Annotated in this window: 8 protein-coding genes; all 8 read right to left on the bottom strand. The window is 74.0% G+C overall.

What is annotated here, in order from left to right:
* Window positions 1–54 precede the first annotated feature (54 nt).
* Genes M4486_RS01185 through M4486_RS01150 form a run of 8 tightly spaced genes read right to left on the bottom strand, consistent with a single transcriptional unit; the run spans window position 55 to window position 16,777 of the window.
* Window positions 55–4,521: a type VII secretion EssC family protein gene (locus tag M4486_RS01185; RefSeq protein WP_249479171.1), complete on the bottom strand. Its 4,467-nt coding sequence runs from the start codon at window positions 4,519–4,521 to the stop codon at window positions 55–57.
* Window positions 4,522–4,536: 15 nt separating this feature from the next.
* Entirely contained in the window at window positions 4,537–5,250 is a 714-nt protein-coding gene (locus tag M4486_RS01180; protein WP_249479170.1) for an FHA domain-containing protein, read from the bottom strand.
* A 48-nt stretch (window positions 5,251–5,298) separates the two neighbouring features.
* On the bottom strand, window positions 5,299–6,999 hold the full coding sequence (locus M4486_RS01175; protein ID WP_249479169.1) for a serine/threonine-protein kinase: 1,701 nt from the start codon (window positions 6,997–6,999) through the stop codon (window positions 5,299–5,301).
* Window positions 6,996–9,428 (bottom strand): FHA domain-containing protein, encoded by a 2,433-nt coding sequence (locus M4486_RS01170; RefSeq protein ID WP_249479168.1) that lies wholly within the window; start codon window positions 9,426–9,428, stop codon window positions 6,996–6,998. Before M4486_RS01170 ends, M4486_RS01175 begins: the two co-directional genes overlap by 4 nt.
* Entirely contained in the window at window positions 9,425–10,369 is a 945-nt protein-coding gene (locus M4486_RS01165) for a PP2C family protein-serine/threonine phosphatase (protein WP_249479167.1), read from the bottom strand. Before M4486_RS01165 ends, M4486_RS01170 begins: the two co-directional genes overlap by 4 nt.
* Window positions 10,366–12,621, bottom strand: a complete 2,256-nt coding sequence (locus M4486_RS01160) for an RDD family protein (protein ID WP_249479166.1) — start codon at window positions 12,619–12,621, stop codon at window positions 10,366–10,368. Before M4486_RS01160 ends, M4486_RS01165 begins: the two co-directional genes overlap by 4 nt.
* Window positions 12,567–15,425 carry a transglutaminase TgpA family protein gene (locus M4486_RS01155; RefSeq protein ID WP_249479165.1) on the bottom strand — a complete coding sequence of 953 codons (2,859 nt, stop codon included), beginning with the start codon at window positions 15,423–15,425 and terminating at the stop codon, window positions 12,567–12,569. The genes M4486_RS01160 and M4486_RS01155 overlap by 55 nt, the downstream gene beginning before the upstream one ends.
* Window positions 15,422–16,777 (bottom strand): DUF58 domain-containing protein, encoded by a 1,356-nt coding sequence (locus M4486_RS01150; RefSeq protein ID WP_249479164.1) that lies wholly within the window; start codon window positions 16,775–16,777, stop codon window positions 15,422–15,424. Before M4486_RS01150 ends, M4486_RS01155 begins: the two co-directional genes overlap by 4 nt.
* Window positions 16,778–16,784 lie beyond the last annotated feature (7 nt).

Raw genomic sequence — 16,784 nt, 5'->3', positions numbered from 1 at the left:
ACATGGGGACAAGTACCCATGTGGACGACGGGCCCCTGGGGAGGACCCGCTCCGTCACTCCGTGATCTGGGCGACCTGGAGCTTCGAGGCGCGGCCCGAGGCGACGAGGAACCCGCGGCCGGGCGGGAAGTCGGCACGGCGGAAGCGGCCGAGCGGGGTGCCCAGCAGCGAATCGCCGTCCATGTCCGAGGGCTGCAGCAGGAGTCCGCGGCGACCGGCCTTGAAGGGCTGGGCGAGGGTGTACGCCTGGTTCCAGGTCGAGTTCTCGTTCTCTCCGATCACGAACTGGCCCTCGCGCACGCACGAGCGCACCAGCGCGTCGAGCTCCTTCTCCGTGCCGCTGCCCGTGAAGTCCGCGATCCCGTCGAGGATCAGCGTGAGCCGCCCCTCCCCCAGGTTCCCCGACTCGAGGGTCTGGCGCAGCTGCCCGGCGAGCTCCTTGACCGTCTCGGCGTCCGAGGCCTCGACGTCCCACAGGTCCAGGCCGGTCAGCGGCGTGCGGCGCGCGGAGAACCGCACCAGGCGCATGCCCTGCGGGAGCGCCTTGAGGTTCGTGGCGATGGTGCGCACCGCGGTGGTGCGACCGGAGCTGCCGGGGCCGGTGACCATGAAGGCGCCGCGCGGCTCGATCGTGATCGCCTCGAGGTCCTCGTCGCCGACGCCGATCACGGGCCGGCCGTCCACCACGGGCCGCAGGCGCGAGAGCTCCACCCGCTCGGGGAGGGACTCGACGCCGGGTGCGGGATCGACGCCCGCGCGCCGCATGGCCTTCGCGAGCTCGCCGACCTCCCGCGCCTGGATCGCGACGTTCGCGTCGCCGCCGTGCACGGCGATCTGCGCCTCGTGGCCGTCGAGGATCGCGCGTCCGGGCGGGGAGGCGCCGTCGAGCACGTCCCGGGCCACGCCGAAGTTCATGTAGTCGTCGATCGAGGCCATGCGGTGGATCAGCCGGCGCTGGATCGAGGACCCCAAGGAGGTCGGCACGGCGTTCGGGCGGTCGCCCGTGACGATCACGTGGATGCCCACCTGGCGTCCGTCGGTCGCGATCTGCACGAAGGTCGTGAACCACTTGGAGAGGTTCGAGAAGTCGTAGGCCTCGCGGAAGGCCGCCATGCCGTCGACCAGGAGCAGGATGCGCGGGGCCTCGGAGTCCCCGGACAGCTCCCGGTACTCGGCGATCGAGCCCGCGCGCACCGCGGCGAACTTCTTCGCGCGCTCGTCGATCAGGCCGCGCAGCGTCCGCAGCAGCCGGATCACGCGCTCCTCGTCGTCGCCCGAGATGATCGCGCCCACGTGCGGGAGCTCCTCGAGCATCTGCAGACCGGAGGCGCCGAAGTCGATCCCGTAGACGTGCACGGGGCCGCCCCGGGCGGTCGCGCTCGCCGCCGAGATCGCGATCGTGCGCAGGGTCGTCGACTTGCCCGAGCCGCCCGTGCCGTAGATCGCCATGTTGCCGTCGCGGTCGGGCACGTAGGAGACCGTGGGCTGGGACTGGTCCTCCGGCGTGTCCATGACCCCCAGCAGGAGGTCCTCGTCGGTGCGGCGGCTGGGCAGCAGGGAGAGGTCGTAGGCGGGGGCGAGCTCGGACAGCCACGGCTTGCGGGGCTCGGGGACCCCGGCCTCGTCGGCGGCGCGTCCGATGGTGCGCACCATGCGGGAGATGTCGTTGGGGCCCAGCTCGCTGCGGGCGGGGGACGGCGGGCTCGGGACGTCCCAGATGTCGCCGGTGCCGAACTCCCGCTCGACGATGTCGATGCGCGCGCGCTCGGGCTCGTCGGTCGTCCATCCGCCCGCGTACCCGGTCTGGAAGGTCGCGATGCGGCCCGGGCCGGTCTTCGCGGCGGCGCGACCGGGGATGCCGGGATCGAAGTGGGCGGCCATGGCATCGCCCAGGATGTCCTTCGAGTCGGCCTCGTCGGCCATCCGCAGCGCGATGCGCAGGTTCGTGTTCGCGCGCAGGTTGTCCTTGATGACGCCCGCGGGGCGCTGGGTCGCGAGGATCAGGTGCAGGCCGAGGGAGCGGCCGCGGGCGGCCACGTCCACGACCCCGTCGACGAACTCCGGGACCTCCTTCGCGAGCGCGGCGAACTCGTCGACGATGATGATCAGGCTCGGGGGCGCCTCGGGGTCCCCGGTGCGCTCGAGCGAGACGAGGTCCTTGGCCTTCTTGCGGTTCAGCAGGTGCTCGCGATGGTGCAGCTCGGCGCGCAGGGACGTCAGCGCGCGGCGCACCAGGTGCGGGGACAGGTCGGTGACCATGCCCACGGCGTGCGGGAGCTCGATGCAGTCGGCGAAGGCGGAGCCGCCCTTGTAGTCGACGAACAGGAAGGTCACGCGGTCGGGCGAGTGGGCGGTCGCCATGCCCATCACCCAGGCCTGGAGGAACTCGGACTTGCCGGCGCCCGTGGTGCCGCCCACCAGGGCGTGCGGGCCGTGGGTGCGCAGGTCGAGGTGGTAGGCGTCCTGGCCGTCGTGGCCGATGAGCCCCCGCAGGTTCGCGTCGTGCTTGCGCGGGACCGGCGGCGCCCCGTCGCGCGGGGTCAGCGAGCCGGTCTCCTTCCAGTGCTCGATGACCGCGCCGGGCTCCTCGGCGAGCTCCGTCCCGGCCAGGGTGAGATAGGAGATGGCGCGCGGGAGGTCGGAGTCGTCATCCACCGGGACGCCCGCGTCGACCACCGGGGAGAGGTGCCGGGCCACGCCCGCGGCGACGTCGAGGCCGACGGTCTCCACGCTCACGGGATAGTAGCGCTCGCCGCGGCGCACGATGCCGGCGTTCGCCCCCTCCACGCCGTCCTCGCTCGAGAGGTAGGTGCGGCAGGCCGCGGGCAGGGCCGCGACCGTCGCCGCGCACCAGATCACGAAGACGCCCACGTCGGGCCCGCGCTCGGCGATGCGCACCAGGCGTGCGCGGTCCACGGGGGCGTCGTCCTCGACGACGAGCACGAGGTTCGGGGTCACCGGGTCGGGAGCCGGCACGGGATCGGCGGAGACGGGGGCGCGCACCGCGCGGCGCAGCTGCGCCGGCGCTCCCTCGGAGCGCTCCTCGATGAGCTCCTCGATGCGCGAGACCAGGGAGATCCCGCTGAGCGCGCCGTCGGCCAGATGATCCCCGTCCAGCGGCGAATGGGGGCTCGACGTGTGCGGGAGCCACTTCAACCAGTCCCAGAGGGCGCGCGAGGAGCGCGAGGTGATCGCGGCGATCGCGAGGTCCGTGGGCGAGTGCAGGGCGAACAGCTGGGTGATCAGGCCGCGGGCCACGGCGTCGGCCTGCTCCCCTCCCCCGGCGACGCCGATCCCGCCGGACTCCCGCAGGTCGCCGACGATCGGCACCCCCGCGATCATCCTGTACTCCTCGTGCATGTCGTCGAGCTGATCCCAGTACTGGGCGATCGCGTTGTTCTCACCGGGCATCGGGATGCCGACGCGGGACTCGGCGACGCCGAGGCCCAGGCGCACGGTCGTGAAGGCCTCGTGCTCGGGCCGGTGGGTCCACAGCAGGCGGCCGAGCCGGTGGGCGGAGTCCACCGCGTCCGCCGTCGAGGGGGTCTCCACGAGCCGCACCGCGCGCTCCAGGTCCTGGGCGGCGGTGACCCGGCGCTTGAGGGATGCCAGCGACTCCTCGAAGTTCTTGATCTGCCGCTCGAGCTGCTTGCGCGACTGGTACTTGCGGTTGAGGTACCCGGCGGTCGCCATCATCGGCATCATCAGCACGAAGATCAGCGAGTAGGGGCTGCGCGTGACCGCGAACATGAGACCGCCCATGAGCAGCGGCGCGAACATCATGAAGATCGGGAAGAACTGCGGCTGGGGTTCGCGCGGCGGCTGCGGCGGCGTCATCTCGCGGTACTCGAAGCGCGGCACCACGCGGGGCGAGCGGTTGAACTCGACGACCGGGGAGTTCGGGGCGCTGCCGCCGGCGCGGTGCAGCATGATCACGGAGAACGTGGTGCCGCCGACCTCGACCGTGTCGGCGGGGCCCACGACGGCACGGCCCACGCGCTCCCCGCCGATCTCCACGCCGTTGGCCGAGCGCAGGTCCACGATCTCCACGGCGTCGGCGACGTTGATGCGGGCATGGCGCTTGGAGAGCATCGGGTCGGCGATGCGGATGTCCACGTCGCCCTCGCGTCCGATCACGCTCGAGCCGCTGGGCAGGGGGAACTCGCGTCCCTCCTCGGGCCCCGAGAGCACGCGCAGCAGAGCGACGGCGGCGCCGCGCGATTCGGCGCGCGTGGCGTACTCCGTGGAGGAGCGGGCGATGGAGACCACGGAGCCGGAGCGCAGACCGGCGGAGATCAGGTCGATGCCGCGGTCCAGGGAACGCACGCCGGCCGCGCCGGGGCCCGCCCCGGCGTCCTGCACCTGCAGGGTCAGTCCCTCGGGCGCCTCGGTGGAGCCGCGCAGGGGGTCCCCCAGGTAGAGGGCGCCGGCGACGTCGGCGACGGTGGCCGTGGCGTCGGCGGTGACCTCGAGGTCCGTCATCCGGTCCTCGGGTCGACGCAGCGTGAGCTTGATGCGCATGCGGTGGTGTCCTCGTCAGTCCTCGTCGGCGTCGGCGGCGGCCTTGTCCAGCAGCGGCAGGTCCTCGGCGGTGACCAGTCGGGTGAACACGGCGTGCTCGACGAGCCGCGCCCGCCGGTTGCTCGCGAGCTTGCCCGGCCCGCCCCGCAGCCCGCGCACGCCCATCCGATCGAGCTTGTCGCAGACGTTGTCGAGCTTGCGGTTGAACTTGGTGCGCGGCCAGCCCAGACGCTCCGCGGCCTGGGCGGATGTGGGCACCGCGCTCATGCCGCTGCCCTCGCGCACGAGCATGGGCTCGGCGAGGGCGAGGATCAGCTGCTTCTGGCTCTCGGTGAGCTGCACGGAGCCGACGGTGGTCTCGCCGACCGGGTCCTCCGGGGACGGCGAGCGCTCGAACTCCGGGGTCTCGGTGTGCACGTCCAGCTCATAGGTCGTCGGCCCCGCCGTGAAGACCACCTTGGTGACGTCGAAGACCAGCGGCAGGCGCGCACCGGGCGCGAGCCACGCCTGCAGGGCGCCCGCGGAGTCGGTGATGGTCGCGGAGAGCCGCGACCCCACGTTCGAGAGCCACCACAGGGAGTCCACCTGCGAGATCGTGAGGAATCGGCGATGGAGGTACGGGTTGTCCTCGTCGACGACGAGATCGGCTTCGCGGCCGATGCTCAGCTCGCCGCCCTCCTCCGCGCGGTACCACTCACCGCAGAACTCGACCGAGATCGACGCTGCCATGCTCCTGCCTCCCTCTTCGTACGGTCCTGCGTGCGTGCACCGCGTCCCTCATGATCCCCGCAGCTCCTTCGTGTCGACGCACTGCTGCTTCGTGGAGGGACCGATCCCGCCGTTCTTCGTCACCACGGTGAGCACGAAGCACGGCTTGTCCCAGGCCAGCGGCACGCTGACGGTGATGCTGGAGCTTCCCCGGGCGAGCCGCTCGGTCTCCACGCCCTCGTACTCCTCGGGGAGGTTCTGCCAGGCGATCTTGATGTCGTCGTTCGACGTCATCCCCTCGGGCGTGCTCCAGCTGATCTTCACGGTGCCCGCCGTGGTGCCGCGCTCCTTCTCGAGGACCGTCATGGAGATGTCCGCCGGGGGCTCCTGCGCACCCGGCTTCCAGTCCTCGCTGGTCGAGGGGGCGGCGGTCGTGGGCTCCTCGGGCTCGATGAAGGTGCTGCGCACGATGGCCATCGTGCCCACCCCGATGCCCAGGACGAGCACGGCGGCGAGGGTCACCAGGGGCCACATCGGCCGACGGCGCACGGGTGCTCCGTGACCCGCGGGACCGGCGGCTCCGGGCGCCGCCGCGGCCGCGGACGGCGCCGCGGGCCCACCCGGCCCGGCGCCTCCTCCGACGCCGGCGGAGGCGCCGGACAGCGCGGCCGGCGCCGGCGAGGGACGCACGAGCGTGGTGTCGTCCCCCTGCCCGGGGGCCAGCGAGCGGGATCGCGCGGGGCGCCCGCCGCCCAGTGCGGGGGCGACGCCGGCGAAGGGGTCCAGGACCCGCGACGAGGGGGCGTCGGGGTCGACGGTGGAGACGCGGCGGATGTTCGTGTGCGCCTCGAGGTCGCCCTCCCCCGTGTGCTCGGGAGGGTGATCGGGGCCGTGCTCGTCGAGCACGTCCATCTGCGTGATGGGCAGGGAGAGCGCCATCTCGACCTGCTGCAGGGCACGGCCGAGGGCGAGTGCGGACTCGTAGCGGCCGGCGGGGTCCTTCGCCATCGCGACCGACAGGGTCCGGTTCAGCATCTCCGGCACGTCCGGGCGGCCGAGCGGTGCGAGCGGCTCGGAGGAGATCCGGGCGATGAGATCGCTCGCGGTGTTCCCGCCGCCGCTGCGCTCGAAGGGGGTGCGCGCGGCCAGCAGCGAGTACAGGGTGGCGGCGAGGGAGAACACGTCGCTGCGCTCGTCGGCGGTCGGCGGATCCTCGAAGGCCTCCGGCGGGGACCAGGGGATCGACAGCCCGTGGCTGGCCTCCGGCTCGAGGGCGTTGCCCGCGGCCACGGAGATCCCGAAGTCCGTGAGCGCCGGCCTGTTGTACTCGGTGACAAGGATGTTCGCGGGCTTGATGTCGCGGTGCAGGATGCCGGCGCGGTGCGCGGTCTCCACGGCGCCCGCGATCTGCACGCCCACGCGCAGCACCTCGGCGACGGAGATGCGCTCGCGGCGGAAGCGCGCCCCGTAGTTCGGGCGCGGGCAGTACTCCATGACGATGCAGGCGCGGTGTTCCCTGGTCACCTCCGCCTGGTGGATCGTGACGATCGAGGGATGGGTCGACATGGTCGCCATCACGTTCGCCTCGGCGTCGAACTGGCCCCGCACGGCGTCGTCGAGGACGCTCGCGAGCAGCACCTTGATCGCGACCCTCCGCTGCGGGCGCAGCTGGCGGTACAGGTGGACGTCGGCGAAGCCGCCGGAGCCCAGCAGACGCTCGTACTCGTACCCCGCGAGCTGCGGCGGCGGGGCGGGCGGGCGGGGGCTCACGAGGGCCTCCCCACCAGGGTGAGGACCACTCCGTCGCCCAGGTCGAGGCGATCGCCGTCGGAGAGGACGGGACTCTGGCCCGAGCGCAGACGCTGCGGAGCCTCGCCGGAGCGCAGCAGCGTGGTGCCGTTGGTGGTGCGCAGGTCCTCGGCGACGACGTGCCAGCCCTCGAGGCGCAGCGCGACGTGGGAGCGCGAGATGTCCTGCTGGGGGCTGGGGACGGTGATCAGCTGGGGGACGTCGTCGCCGCTCACGCGCGAGGCGCGGGGCCGGCGGCCGATGATCGCCGAGCGGTCGAGCAGGAACCGTCCGCCGGTGCTGATCTCGATCATGCCCAGCGGCGGGCGCGCCACGGTGCGCACTCCCCCGCGGATGCGGGCGCCGCACCAGCGGCAGACCGTGGCCTCGGGCGGGTTCGCGTGGCGGTTCTCGCAGACGGCGCCGGGCAGGGCGACCGCCTGCGCGGGCGCAGTGGGCGCCTGGCCCGTCGGCTGCGCGGGGGCCCGTGCAGGGGAGCCTGCCGAGGTAGCGGAGCGCGGCGGAGCCGCGTCACCCGGCCGGGCATCGGCACGCCCGGTGCCCGCGAGCGCGGCGACGGGCCCGTGCGCGGCAGGCGCTCGCTCCGCGCCGCCGCGCTCCGAGGCGCGCGCGGCGTGCGCCACCTCGGGGGCGGTGCGCCCCATTCCGGGCACCCAGTCGATGAAGTCCCCGGTCGATTCCAGCGGCACGTCCTCGGTGGTCGCAAAGGCGGGATCGGATCCGACGGGATCGGCGGGCGCACCGTCTGACGTCGTCTCCTCGCCCGCGGCACCGGAGGCATCGAGGTCGAGGGACTCGACGTCGAGCGTCGCCTCCGAGGCGCGCTCGCCGTCCGCGGCGCTCCCGTCCTCACCCGCGGCGCGGACCGCAGCGGCCTCGATGCTGCGATGGAGGGTGCGCCCGAACAGATCGTCGTAGGCGCTGCCGCCCTCGCCGATCACCGCACCGAGGTCGCTCGCGCCGGCGGCCCGGGCGGACACCTGGGGAGGATCCGCCTCGGGTTCAGCAGGGCCGGGCTCGCCGCGCGGTGCGGGGACAGCGGGATCCGTGTGCGGAGGGGCATCCGAGTGCGGAGGGGCGGCGTCGGGGGACGGGGCAGTGCCCGCCTCGGGTGTGCCGGCAGACGCGTCCGTGTCGGTGTCGATCGCTTCGGGGTCGGCCGCTTCGGGGTCGATCGGTTCGACGCGCGTCACGGGTGCCGCGTCCGCCGCGGGGTCCTCAGCGGGCGTCGGCGCCTGGTCACCGTCACCGGTCACCGTCGACGTGGCCGACGGCTGCGACGCCCTGTTCGTAGCCCCCTCGGTCCTGCGCTGACCGCTGCGTGACGCCCGGCGATCGAACAGCGACGAGGTCACCAGTCGCGCCGAGCGACCGGGCGCGGGACTCTGCGGAGGGTGCGCCGCCGCGGTCCCTGCGGGCGCGGTGGCGGGCGCCTGCGCGGTCTCGGCGGGGGCCGGCTCGGGTGCAGGTGACGGTGCGGGAGCAGTCTCCACCGGCGACGGCTCCGGCGCCGCGGCAGCCGGCTCCCGCTCCGGCGCGTCGGCCGTCTGCGGTGCCGTCACCGGGGGTGCCTCTGGCAGCCGCTCCGGGGACACCGCGGCATCGGACTGGGGAGGTGAGGCCTGGGCGGCTGCGGAGGGAGCGAAGAGGTCGTCGAACATGCTGGGCCCTGCGGGCGCCTCCGCAGCGGCTCTCCGTGCGGACGACGACGAGTCCCGCGAGCTCGATGATGCGGCGGAGGACTCCGCCCGCGCGGAGGCCTCCTGCGCGCGGCGCTCCTCGCGCTCGCGCTTCTCCTTGGCGCGCGCCTCCTTGCGCTGCGCGGCGCGCTCCTTGGCGGCGGGGTCGAGGATGGAGCTGCCGTCGGCCTCCACCTGCTCGGCGAGCTGTGTCCGCGCCGCCTCCTCGAGCTCCGCGGGATCGGTGGTCATGAGCACGAACCCGCGGACGCGGCTCATGCCCTCGACCGACCTCAGCGCCGCGACCGGGTCCTCGGCGGGCAGGTCGCCGAAGGCGATCCGGCGCACGTCGGCGAGCTCGGTGATGACGGCGGGGCCCTCCTCGGTCCCGGCGAGCAGGCTCCGGCCCTCTGCCGTGTACACCGCGAGGGGACTCGTGCCGGTGAGACCGATCGTCCGGCTGGTGCCGTCGCCGAGCGCGAACAGCACCGGCGGCAGGCGGTCCTCGGTCTCGAACTCGCTGCCCGAGGCGAGGTCTCCCAGCAGGGCGTCGGCCGCCGGGGGCTCGCCGAGCACCCGCCACGCGGACGCGATCAGGGAGCTCTTGACGCCGGGGACGAGCAGGATCCAGCCCGCGGGACGCACGACGAGCGTCGCGGGGCCGGGGTTGAACCAGGTGCCGCGGCCCAGGAGCGAGGACTCCCCGCTCACTGCGATCGGTCCTCGGTCCCGTCGCCGTCCTGCGCGTCCACCGTCCTGCCCGCCTCGTGCTGCGCGTCGTCACCGCTGCTCCCGGTGCCGTCCGCACCGCGCGGGTGGGTGTCCTCCTCGACCTCGATGGCCGGCTGGGGCGCACTGCTCCCCCGCTGCTGGGCATCGCCCGCGGAGAGTCCGACGAGCGCCGTCGCCTCGACGACCACGACGCTCACGTTGTCGTGGCCTCCGGCGTCGACGGCGCTCCGGACGAACTCGCGGCTCAGGTCGTCGACGTCGGCGTCGCTGCGCAGGAGGCGCTCGATCTCCTCGTCAGAGAGCTCGTTGGTGAGTCCGTCGGAGCACACGAGGATGCGGTCGCCCACCTCCGCGGGGATCAGCCAGAAGTCCGGATCCGGCTCCGCGCCCACGCCCAGGGCGCGGGTGATCATGTGCCGGTAGGGATGCACGCGGGCCTCGGCATCGGTGAGGTCACCGTGGTCGATGAGCTCCTGAACGACGGAGTGATCCACGCTGACCTGCTCGAACAGCTCGGCGGAGAGGCGGTAGACCCGGGAGTCGCCCAGGTTCATGACCGCCCAGTAGCCCACGCCGTCCAGCACCATCGTCGCGACCAGGGCGACCGTGGTGCCCGCGCCGCGCTCGTCGTCGGCGCTGAGGCCGCTGATGCGGGCACCCGCCGAGCGCAGGGCGTCGCCGAGCTGCTCGATGGTCACGTTCTCCTGGACGGTGAGCTTCTCGAACTCCTCGACGGCGATCGCGCTCGCGACCTCGCCGGCGTTGTGCCCGCCCATGCCGTCGGCGACCATGTGGATCGGGTGCGCGTCGAGCACGGAGTCCTCGTTGGTCTCCCGCACGCGGCCGACATCGGTCGCATGGGCGGAGACCACGCGGACGGTGCCGGGGAGGTCGGGATCGGTGAGGGATGCGTCGATCACTGGATGCGCTCCACGGTGAGGGTGCGGTCCCCGATCGACAGCGTGGCGCCGTCGGGCAGGGACAGGGGCGAGTGCGGGTCGAGATCCTGGGAGGTGCCGTCGGCGAGGATCAGCGCCGAGCCGTTCGTCGACCCCAGGTCCATGACCTGCAGGCCCTCGACGGAGGCTTCGAGACGGAGGTGCGACTTCGAGACCGAGCGGGTCTCGTCCGCGAGGACGACCCGCTCCTCTCCGGCCTCGGCCGAAGGATTGCGCCCGAGCAGGGCGACGCCGCGCACCTCGTGCACGGAGCCGTCATCGAGCAGCAGACGGTAGCCCGGGCGACGATCGCGGCGCGCGGGGACGATCCTGGTCTCCTCGACATCGCCGAGGTCCTCCGTCGGGTGCGACAGGCGCGTCGACTCGTCGAGGTCGGCGGGAGGGCCGACGGGCTCGGGCGTCGAGGGCGGTGCCGGAGCAGGGGCAGGTGCCGGTGCAGGAGCAGGCGCTGGTGCCGCCGCTGGTGCAGGTTCCGACGGCGGAGCAGGAGGCGGCGCCGGCGCGGACTGTGGGGGCTCGGCCCGGGGCGCCGGCGAACTCGTCCACACAGCACTCGGATCGGCATCGGACAGGGGCTGACCGGCCTCGCCGGGCTGCGCGGGCTCGGCATGCGGTGCGGGCTCGGCGGCCTGCACGGGCGCGGCGGGCGCGGCCGGTGCCCCGGCCGAGTCCTCCGACGGCGGGGCCCAGGGGTCGACGATCTCGTCGGCCTGTGCGCTGCTCGCGTCGGCCGCAGCGGGGTCCACGGGGGAAGATTCCTCGGCGGCGGCCGACGCCGGAGCCGATGGCTCCTCGTGCGCGGCCGCCGGCGCCGGGGCCCAGGGCGAGGAGGTGATGATCGGTTCCCCGGACGGCTCGGACCACGAGGCGGCGGCATCCTGCGAGGCCTCGTCTCGCGCCGACGGGGCGCCCCAGGCCTGCTCACGCGCGTTCTCGGGCGGCGCGCCCCATTCGCCGGCCGCGGGTGCGGGCGCTCCCCACTGCCCCGCGGCGGGAGCGGGCGAGGCGACGGCACCGGGGTCTTCGGCGCTCTGCTGCGGGTTCGCGCCCCATGCGGGTGAGGGCTGTGCCTGCGCCGGGGACGGCACGGGCGCCGGGGATCCCCACGCGGGCGGCGCGGATGCGGGCGATGCGGCGCCGTCCTGCGGGGCGCCGCCGCCCGCGGTCCCGGCCGCGGCCGGTTCCGCCCAGGCGGCTCCGGGCTTCGTGGTGAGGTTGTCGCGCACGGACACCGGCACGGAAGGATCACCGAGGTACTGGGCGGCCTCGGGCCGGGCGAAGTCGTCGGGCCGGGGGGCGTAGGGGTCGCGCCCTGCGCGCGCGTCCACGAGGATCGTGCTGATCATGCGGTCGTGCAGGCCGCGCCCGTGGCGCTCGGGGTCGAGGAAGGTCGTCAGTCCCGCGATCCAGGTGAGCAGTGCGAGCACGACGTACCGGGCCAGCGAGCGGCCGAAGCCGAGCGGCGCACCGGTGTCCTCGCGCACGACCCGCAGGCCCATGATGAGGCCTCCCAGAGTGAACCCGCGGCTCCCCTGCAGCCACACGATCACCAGCGCGTACGCGATCGGCAGGGCCACGCCGAGCCCGGTGAGGATCGTCGCGAGCGTCTGGTGGGTCTGCAGGGCCAGGAGGATCGCACCGATCCACAGGGGCAGTGCGACGATGCCGGCGACCACTCCGTCGATGATGAAGGCGAGCACGCGCTTCCCGGTGCCCGCGGGGGTGCAGCCGTCGAGCGGCGGTTCGAGGGGCGCGGGCCCACCGGGATCGGCGGGTCGGTCCTGCGCCGGGGAGGGCGGCTGCCCCCACACGCCGGCGGGCTGCTGTGCGTCCATCCCACGATCGTACTGGGACTGTGCCCGCAGCGCCGTCCCGGCGGGATCGGACGGCTCCGGGGCGCTGCTGCCCAGCAGCTGGATCTGATCGGACTCCTCCGAGGGCCCGCCGTCCGTGGCGGGCTCCGCACGCCGCCGCGGCGGCGCCGACCACGCGCCCGGGGCGTCGGTCGCCCGCTTCTCGTAGGGCGACTCCCGGTACCGGGCACCGCACTCGCCGCAGAGGACCGCACCGGCGCTCAGCAGTGCCCCGCAGGTGCTGCAGTAGCGGGGCGTCCCGCCCTGCGCCTCGGACGGGCCGCCGTGGCCTGCCTGGATGCTCATCATCGGTCCCTTCTGCGGCGCTGTCCGCGCCGTGCGCTCGATGTTCTGCGCCATGCACGGTATCGGTCCACGGCACCGTCCACGAAGAATCGGATCCTCCGCATGGCCCGTTCGAGAGCACCGCGCAGGGAGAACGCGCCGCCCGCCCGGGATGCGCGATCCGCGACGCTCCCCCTGCGGGAGTCCTCCTCGGTGCGCTGGGCGGAGGCTGCTCGCAAGCGCTGCTGGGCGCGCCGGTCCGCGCGACGCCGCGCACGGAAGGAGCGCAGCGAGACCGCTGCGCGCGCCCGACGGTGCCAGGGCAGGTTCTCGGTCATCCGACGGCGCGCCGCCGCCACCGTCGCCCAGTAGGACTCGAGGTCGGACTCGGTCGGGGCGTCGGGGGCGAAGGTCGCCCGGTCGGCGCCGGTGGCCAGGCGCCGCAGGTCCGCGGCCGCCTCGGCGTCGGAGCCGCCGCCGTCGGCCGCTGGCTGGGCGGTCTCGGCGCCGGTGCTGGAGCTAGTGCTGGAGCCGGTGCTGGTGCCGGGGGCGGGACGTGCGTCGAGGTCGGCGATGATCGCCTCCGCGGTCTCCTTCCGCGTGTCCGACGGCGCAGTGCGCCGCCCGAGGTCCGTGCGCAGATCCACGATCTCGCGCCATCCCCCGTCGATGCGGTCCCCGGGGGCTCCGCGCAGCCTGCGGTGGCGTCGGCGCAGCACCTTCGCCCCGGCGATCGCGCCGAGCGTGGCGGCGACGAGCACGGCGAGCAGGCCCGTTCCGGAGACGTACCCGACCCACAGCGGGGCGGGCTCGGGCGGATCAGGCGGGTCGGGCTGGTCCTCGGCCGTGGCGCCCGGTGGAGGCGTCGGCGGGTCCGCGGGCGGCGGCGGTGGCTGCGGCACCTGCGGCTGCGGCTTGTCGGTGGTCTTCTGCTCGGGCTGGGTGAGGGTCTCGTCGCTGTCGGGAGCCGGATCGAAGCGCTCCCAGCGGACGGTGTCGGAGCCGGGCTCGCGGAAGGCGACCTCGACCCAGGCGGTGACGTCGTCCCCGGTGACGGTCGCGGTCCCCGCATCGGAGCCCGAGACCTCGAAGCCCATCACCACCCGGGCCGGGATCCCGATCTCCCGGGCGAGCACGGCGGTGAGAGCCGCGAACTGCTCCTCGTCGCCGATCCTGCCCTGCGGCATGGCGTCCGCCTCGGACCGGTCGAAGCTCGGATCGTTGAGCATCGCGAGCAGTCGGGACTCGCCGTGCCCGGAGAGCGAGGCCTGCTGGTCCTCGATGCCGTGGGAGTACTCGGCCTCGCTCTTGATGCCGACCATCAGGTTGCTCATGGTCGCGTAGTCGTTGGGGGCGTCGCCGGCCCACTCCTCGGCGGCCTGCTTGAACTTCGGGTCGAGCCCCTCGAGGGGCGGGAGCTCCTCTGCCACGCCGTCGTCGAAGCGCATCGAGTGCTGCGCGTCCTCCGAGGCGGTCCTGTACGGCTCGTAGGTGACGTCGTAGCTGTCGCCCTCGCGCAGCGAGGACGAGTCCACGAGCGTCTGCGAGCGACGGTTGAGGAAGAGGGAGTCGCCCAGGCGCGCGGACCCCGAGGGCCGCTTCGCCGTCGTCTCCTGATCGGGGTCGACGCGATCGGTCGTGGTGCCCAGGCTGGGCATCCACACCCCGTGGTAGCCGCCGATCGTGACCGTCGAGCTGCGCGCGTCCCCTCCCGGCTGCGCGAGATCCACGGCACCGGCGATCTTGAGGAAGGCGCCCGAGGCCGAGTCCGCGCGGTCCGATCCGGCGACGTCGTACACCTCGCGGTTGTAGTCGTCGAGGGTCGCCAGGCGGATCTGCTCCCCGTCCTTCACGTTCGTGACGGTGAAGAGCTCCTCCTTGCGGCGGTGCTTGACGTAGCCGCGGAAGTCGGAGAGCGGGGAGACGTACTCGGCCGGGTCGAACTGCGGGGTGAGGCTGTCGCGCAGAGCGAAGCGGGCCGTGCCCGAGGGCGGGTCCAAGGCGGGGCTCGCGGCACCGGTGATCGCGGCGGCGAGCAGCAGGATCACTCCCCCGCCGATCACGCGCCGACGCAGCACGGGGTTGCCCCAGGAGCCCGCGCGCACGGTGTCGGAGATGATGGTGGAGCGCGAGGTGCGCAGGCGGGTGCTCTCGAAGCGCCAGCTCAGCCAGGCGAGCGAGAGCATCGCGAAGAGCAGCCCGCGCAGCAGCGGGAGGGTGGCCTCCGCCGTGCCGAACACGACCGAGCACAGCAGCATCGCGCAGGGGAACAGCCACGCGATCACGCAGCGGCGGCTGCGCAGCAGCACGGAGAAGCCCGCGACGCCCAGCAGCAGCATGGGCAGCCAGACGACGCCCAGCACGCCGTTCCCGATGCCGATGGGCGGGCTGATGGTGAGCGCGCTCTTCCAGGTCGTCACGGGCATGCGCAGCAGCTCGAGAAGGACCGACGGCGTGGGCAGCACGCCCAGGAGCGCACGGTCCGGCACCACGAACGCCGCACCCAGCGCGAAGTGCACGATCGCGATCGCGAGGGTCAGCAGCAGCGGTCCGAGGGACCAGCGGGCGCCCAGCAGGGCGATCACCAGCGAGAGGACGAGCGCCATCACGCCGGTCACGAGGTACCAGGGTCCTCCGAAGACCGAATGGAAGCCCAGCAGCGCGAGCAGGAACAGAGCGGCCAGCACGACCACGTCCACGACGCTCGCGCGCAGCGGGCGCTGCTCGCCCAGGGTCTCCTCGACCCCTCCGGGCGACGCCCGCCGCGGGGGCGGGGCCGTGGTCGACGCCTCCGGCGCCGGGTCCGTGCCCATCATCGGGTCCGCGCTCGGCGACGAGGACCGCCGGCCGCCGGGGCCGGGCAGGTGCGCGGCGCTCATCGACCCACCGTCCTCATCGCCATCGGCAGGTCCTCGATGCGCCCCAGGGTCACGAGCTCGAGACCGCCCAGACGCGAGCGCCGGACCTCGGCGCCGCGTGCACAGCGCACCGCGATGGGCAGCACCCCGGGCGGGAAGCGGGTCGCGGCCTGGTTGAGCTCGGTCGGGGTCGTCAGGGACCCCACGACGAGCACGACGGCGGACGCGTTGGGAGCCTTGTCCGCGCAGGCCTGGCCGAGATCCCGCAGGGGGCGCCGGCCCCGCTGCGCCTCGAGCACCGTGTAGTCGTCCAGCAGCCGTCGCAGCGTGGCGGTGCGCTGTCGCCCGGCGGTGGTGAGGGCCGTGAGCTCCTTCTCCTCCCGCATCGTCTGCACGGAGACGGAGGCCGCGGCCGAGACGGCGAGTTCGAACTCGTCCTCGTCCTCGAAATCGGCGGCGCGGTCGGCGAGCGCGACGACCACGTGGGAGCGGCGGGTCTCCTCGAACTGGCGGACCATGAGCTTGCCCGTGCGGGCGGTCGTGCGCCAGTGGACGTGCCGGCGGTCGTCCCCCGGCGTGTAGTCGCGCAGGGCGTGGAAGGCGATGTCGGAGCTCGAGAGGTCCGAGGAGGGCGTGCCCTCGAGGTCCCGCAGGAAGCCGCTCGCGGCCTCATCGAGGCGGACGGTGCGCGGGTGCACGAAGAGCTCCTGCGCCTTCGCCCAGGTCACCTGACGGCGCATGAGCGAGAGCGGATCGTCGCGCACGGAGCGCACCGGGCCGACCACGAGCACGGCGCGACGGCGGGTGGGCACGGCGAACAGCTCCTCGTGGGCGGCCGAGGCGCCCAGGCGCGGCACCAGGAACTGGGCGCTCGCGCTGCCCACGGAGAGTTCGATCCGCGAGGGCAGGATGGTCTTCTCGGTCGGGTTGCGGACCTCGACCCTGCCGACGGCACGGGTGCCCACGACCACCCGATGGGACTGCAGGTCCAGGGTGATCGCGTAGGAGGTGCGCCCCAGCACGAACACGGCCGCGATCACGAGCGGCACGAGCAGGGCGAGCGCGAGCACGTTGAGCTCGGTGAGGTGCAGCCAGAGCCCGAGGACCCCGCTCACCAGCACCGCCGCGAGCAGGGTCCAGCCCACGGGCGAGACCACGGCGAGCACGGGCTTCGCACGCTTCCACGCACGCTCCGCCGTGCGCCGTGCGCGCTCGGGGAGACCCGGCGCGGGCGCGTCGGTGTCCATGACCTCGGGAGCCGCCGACGACGGCCCGGACACGGGCGCGGGCGACTGCCCCGAGGGCGCGCCCGGGGGTGCGGCGGGCGACGCGGCCGGCGGGGGCGTCGAGGAGGTGCGGGGAGGGATGCTCATGCGTTCT

This window comes from Brachybacterium kimchii, from assembly GCF_023373525.1.
Classification (GTDB): Bacteria; Actinomycetota; Actinomycetes; order Actinomycetales; family Dermabacteraceae; genus Brachybacterium; species Brachybacterium kimchii.
Note: the sequence above shows the minus strand (reverse complement) of the source record. Positions and strands in the feature narration are given on the sequence as shown.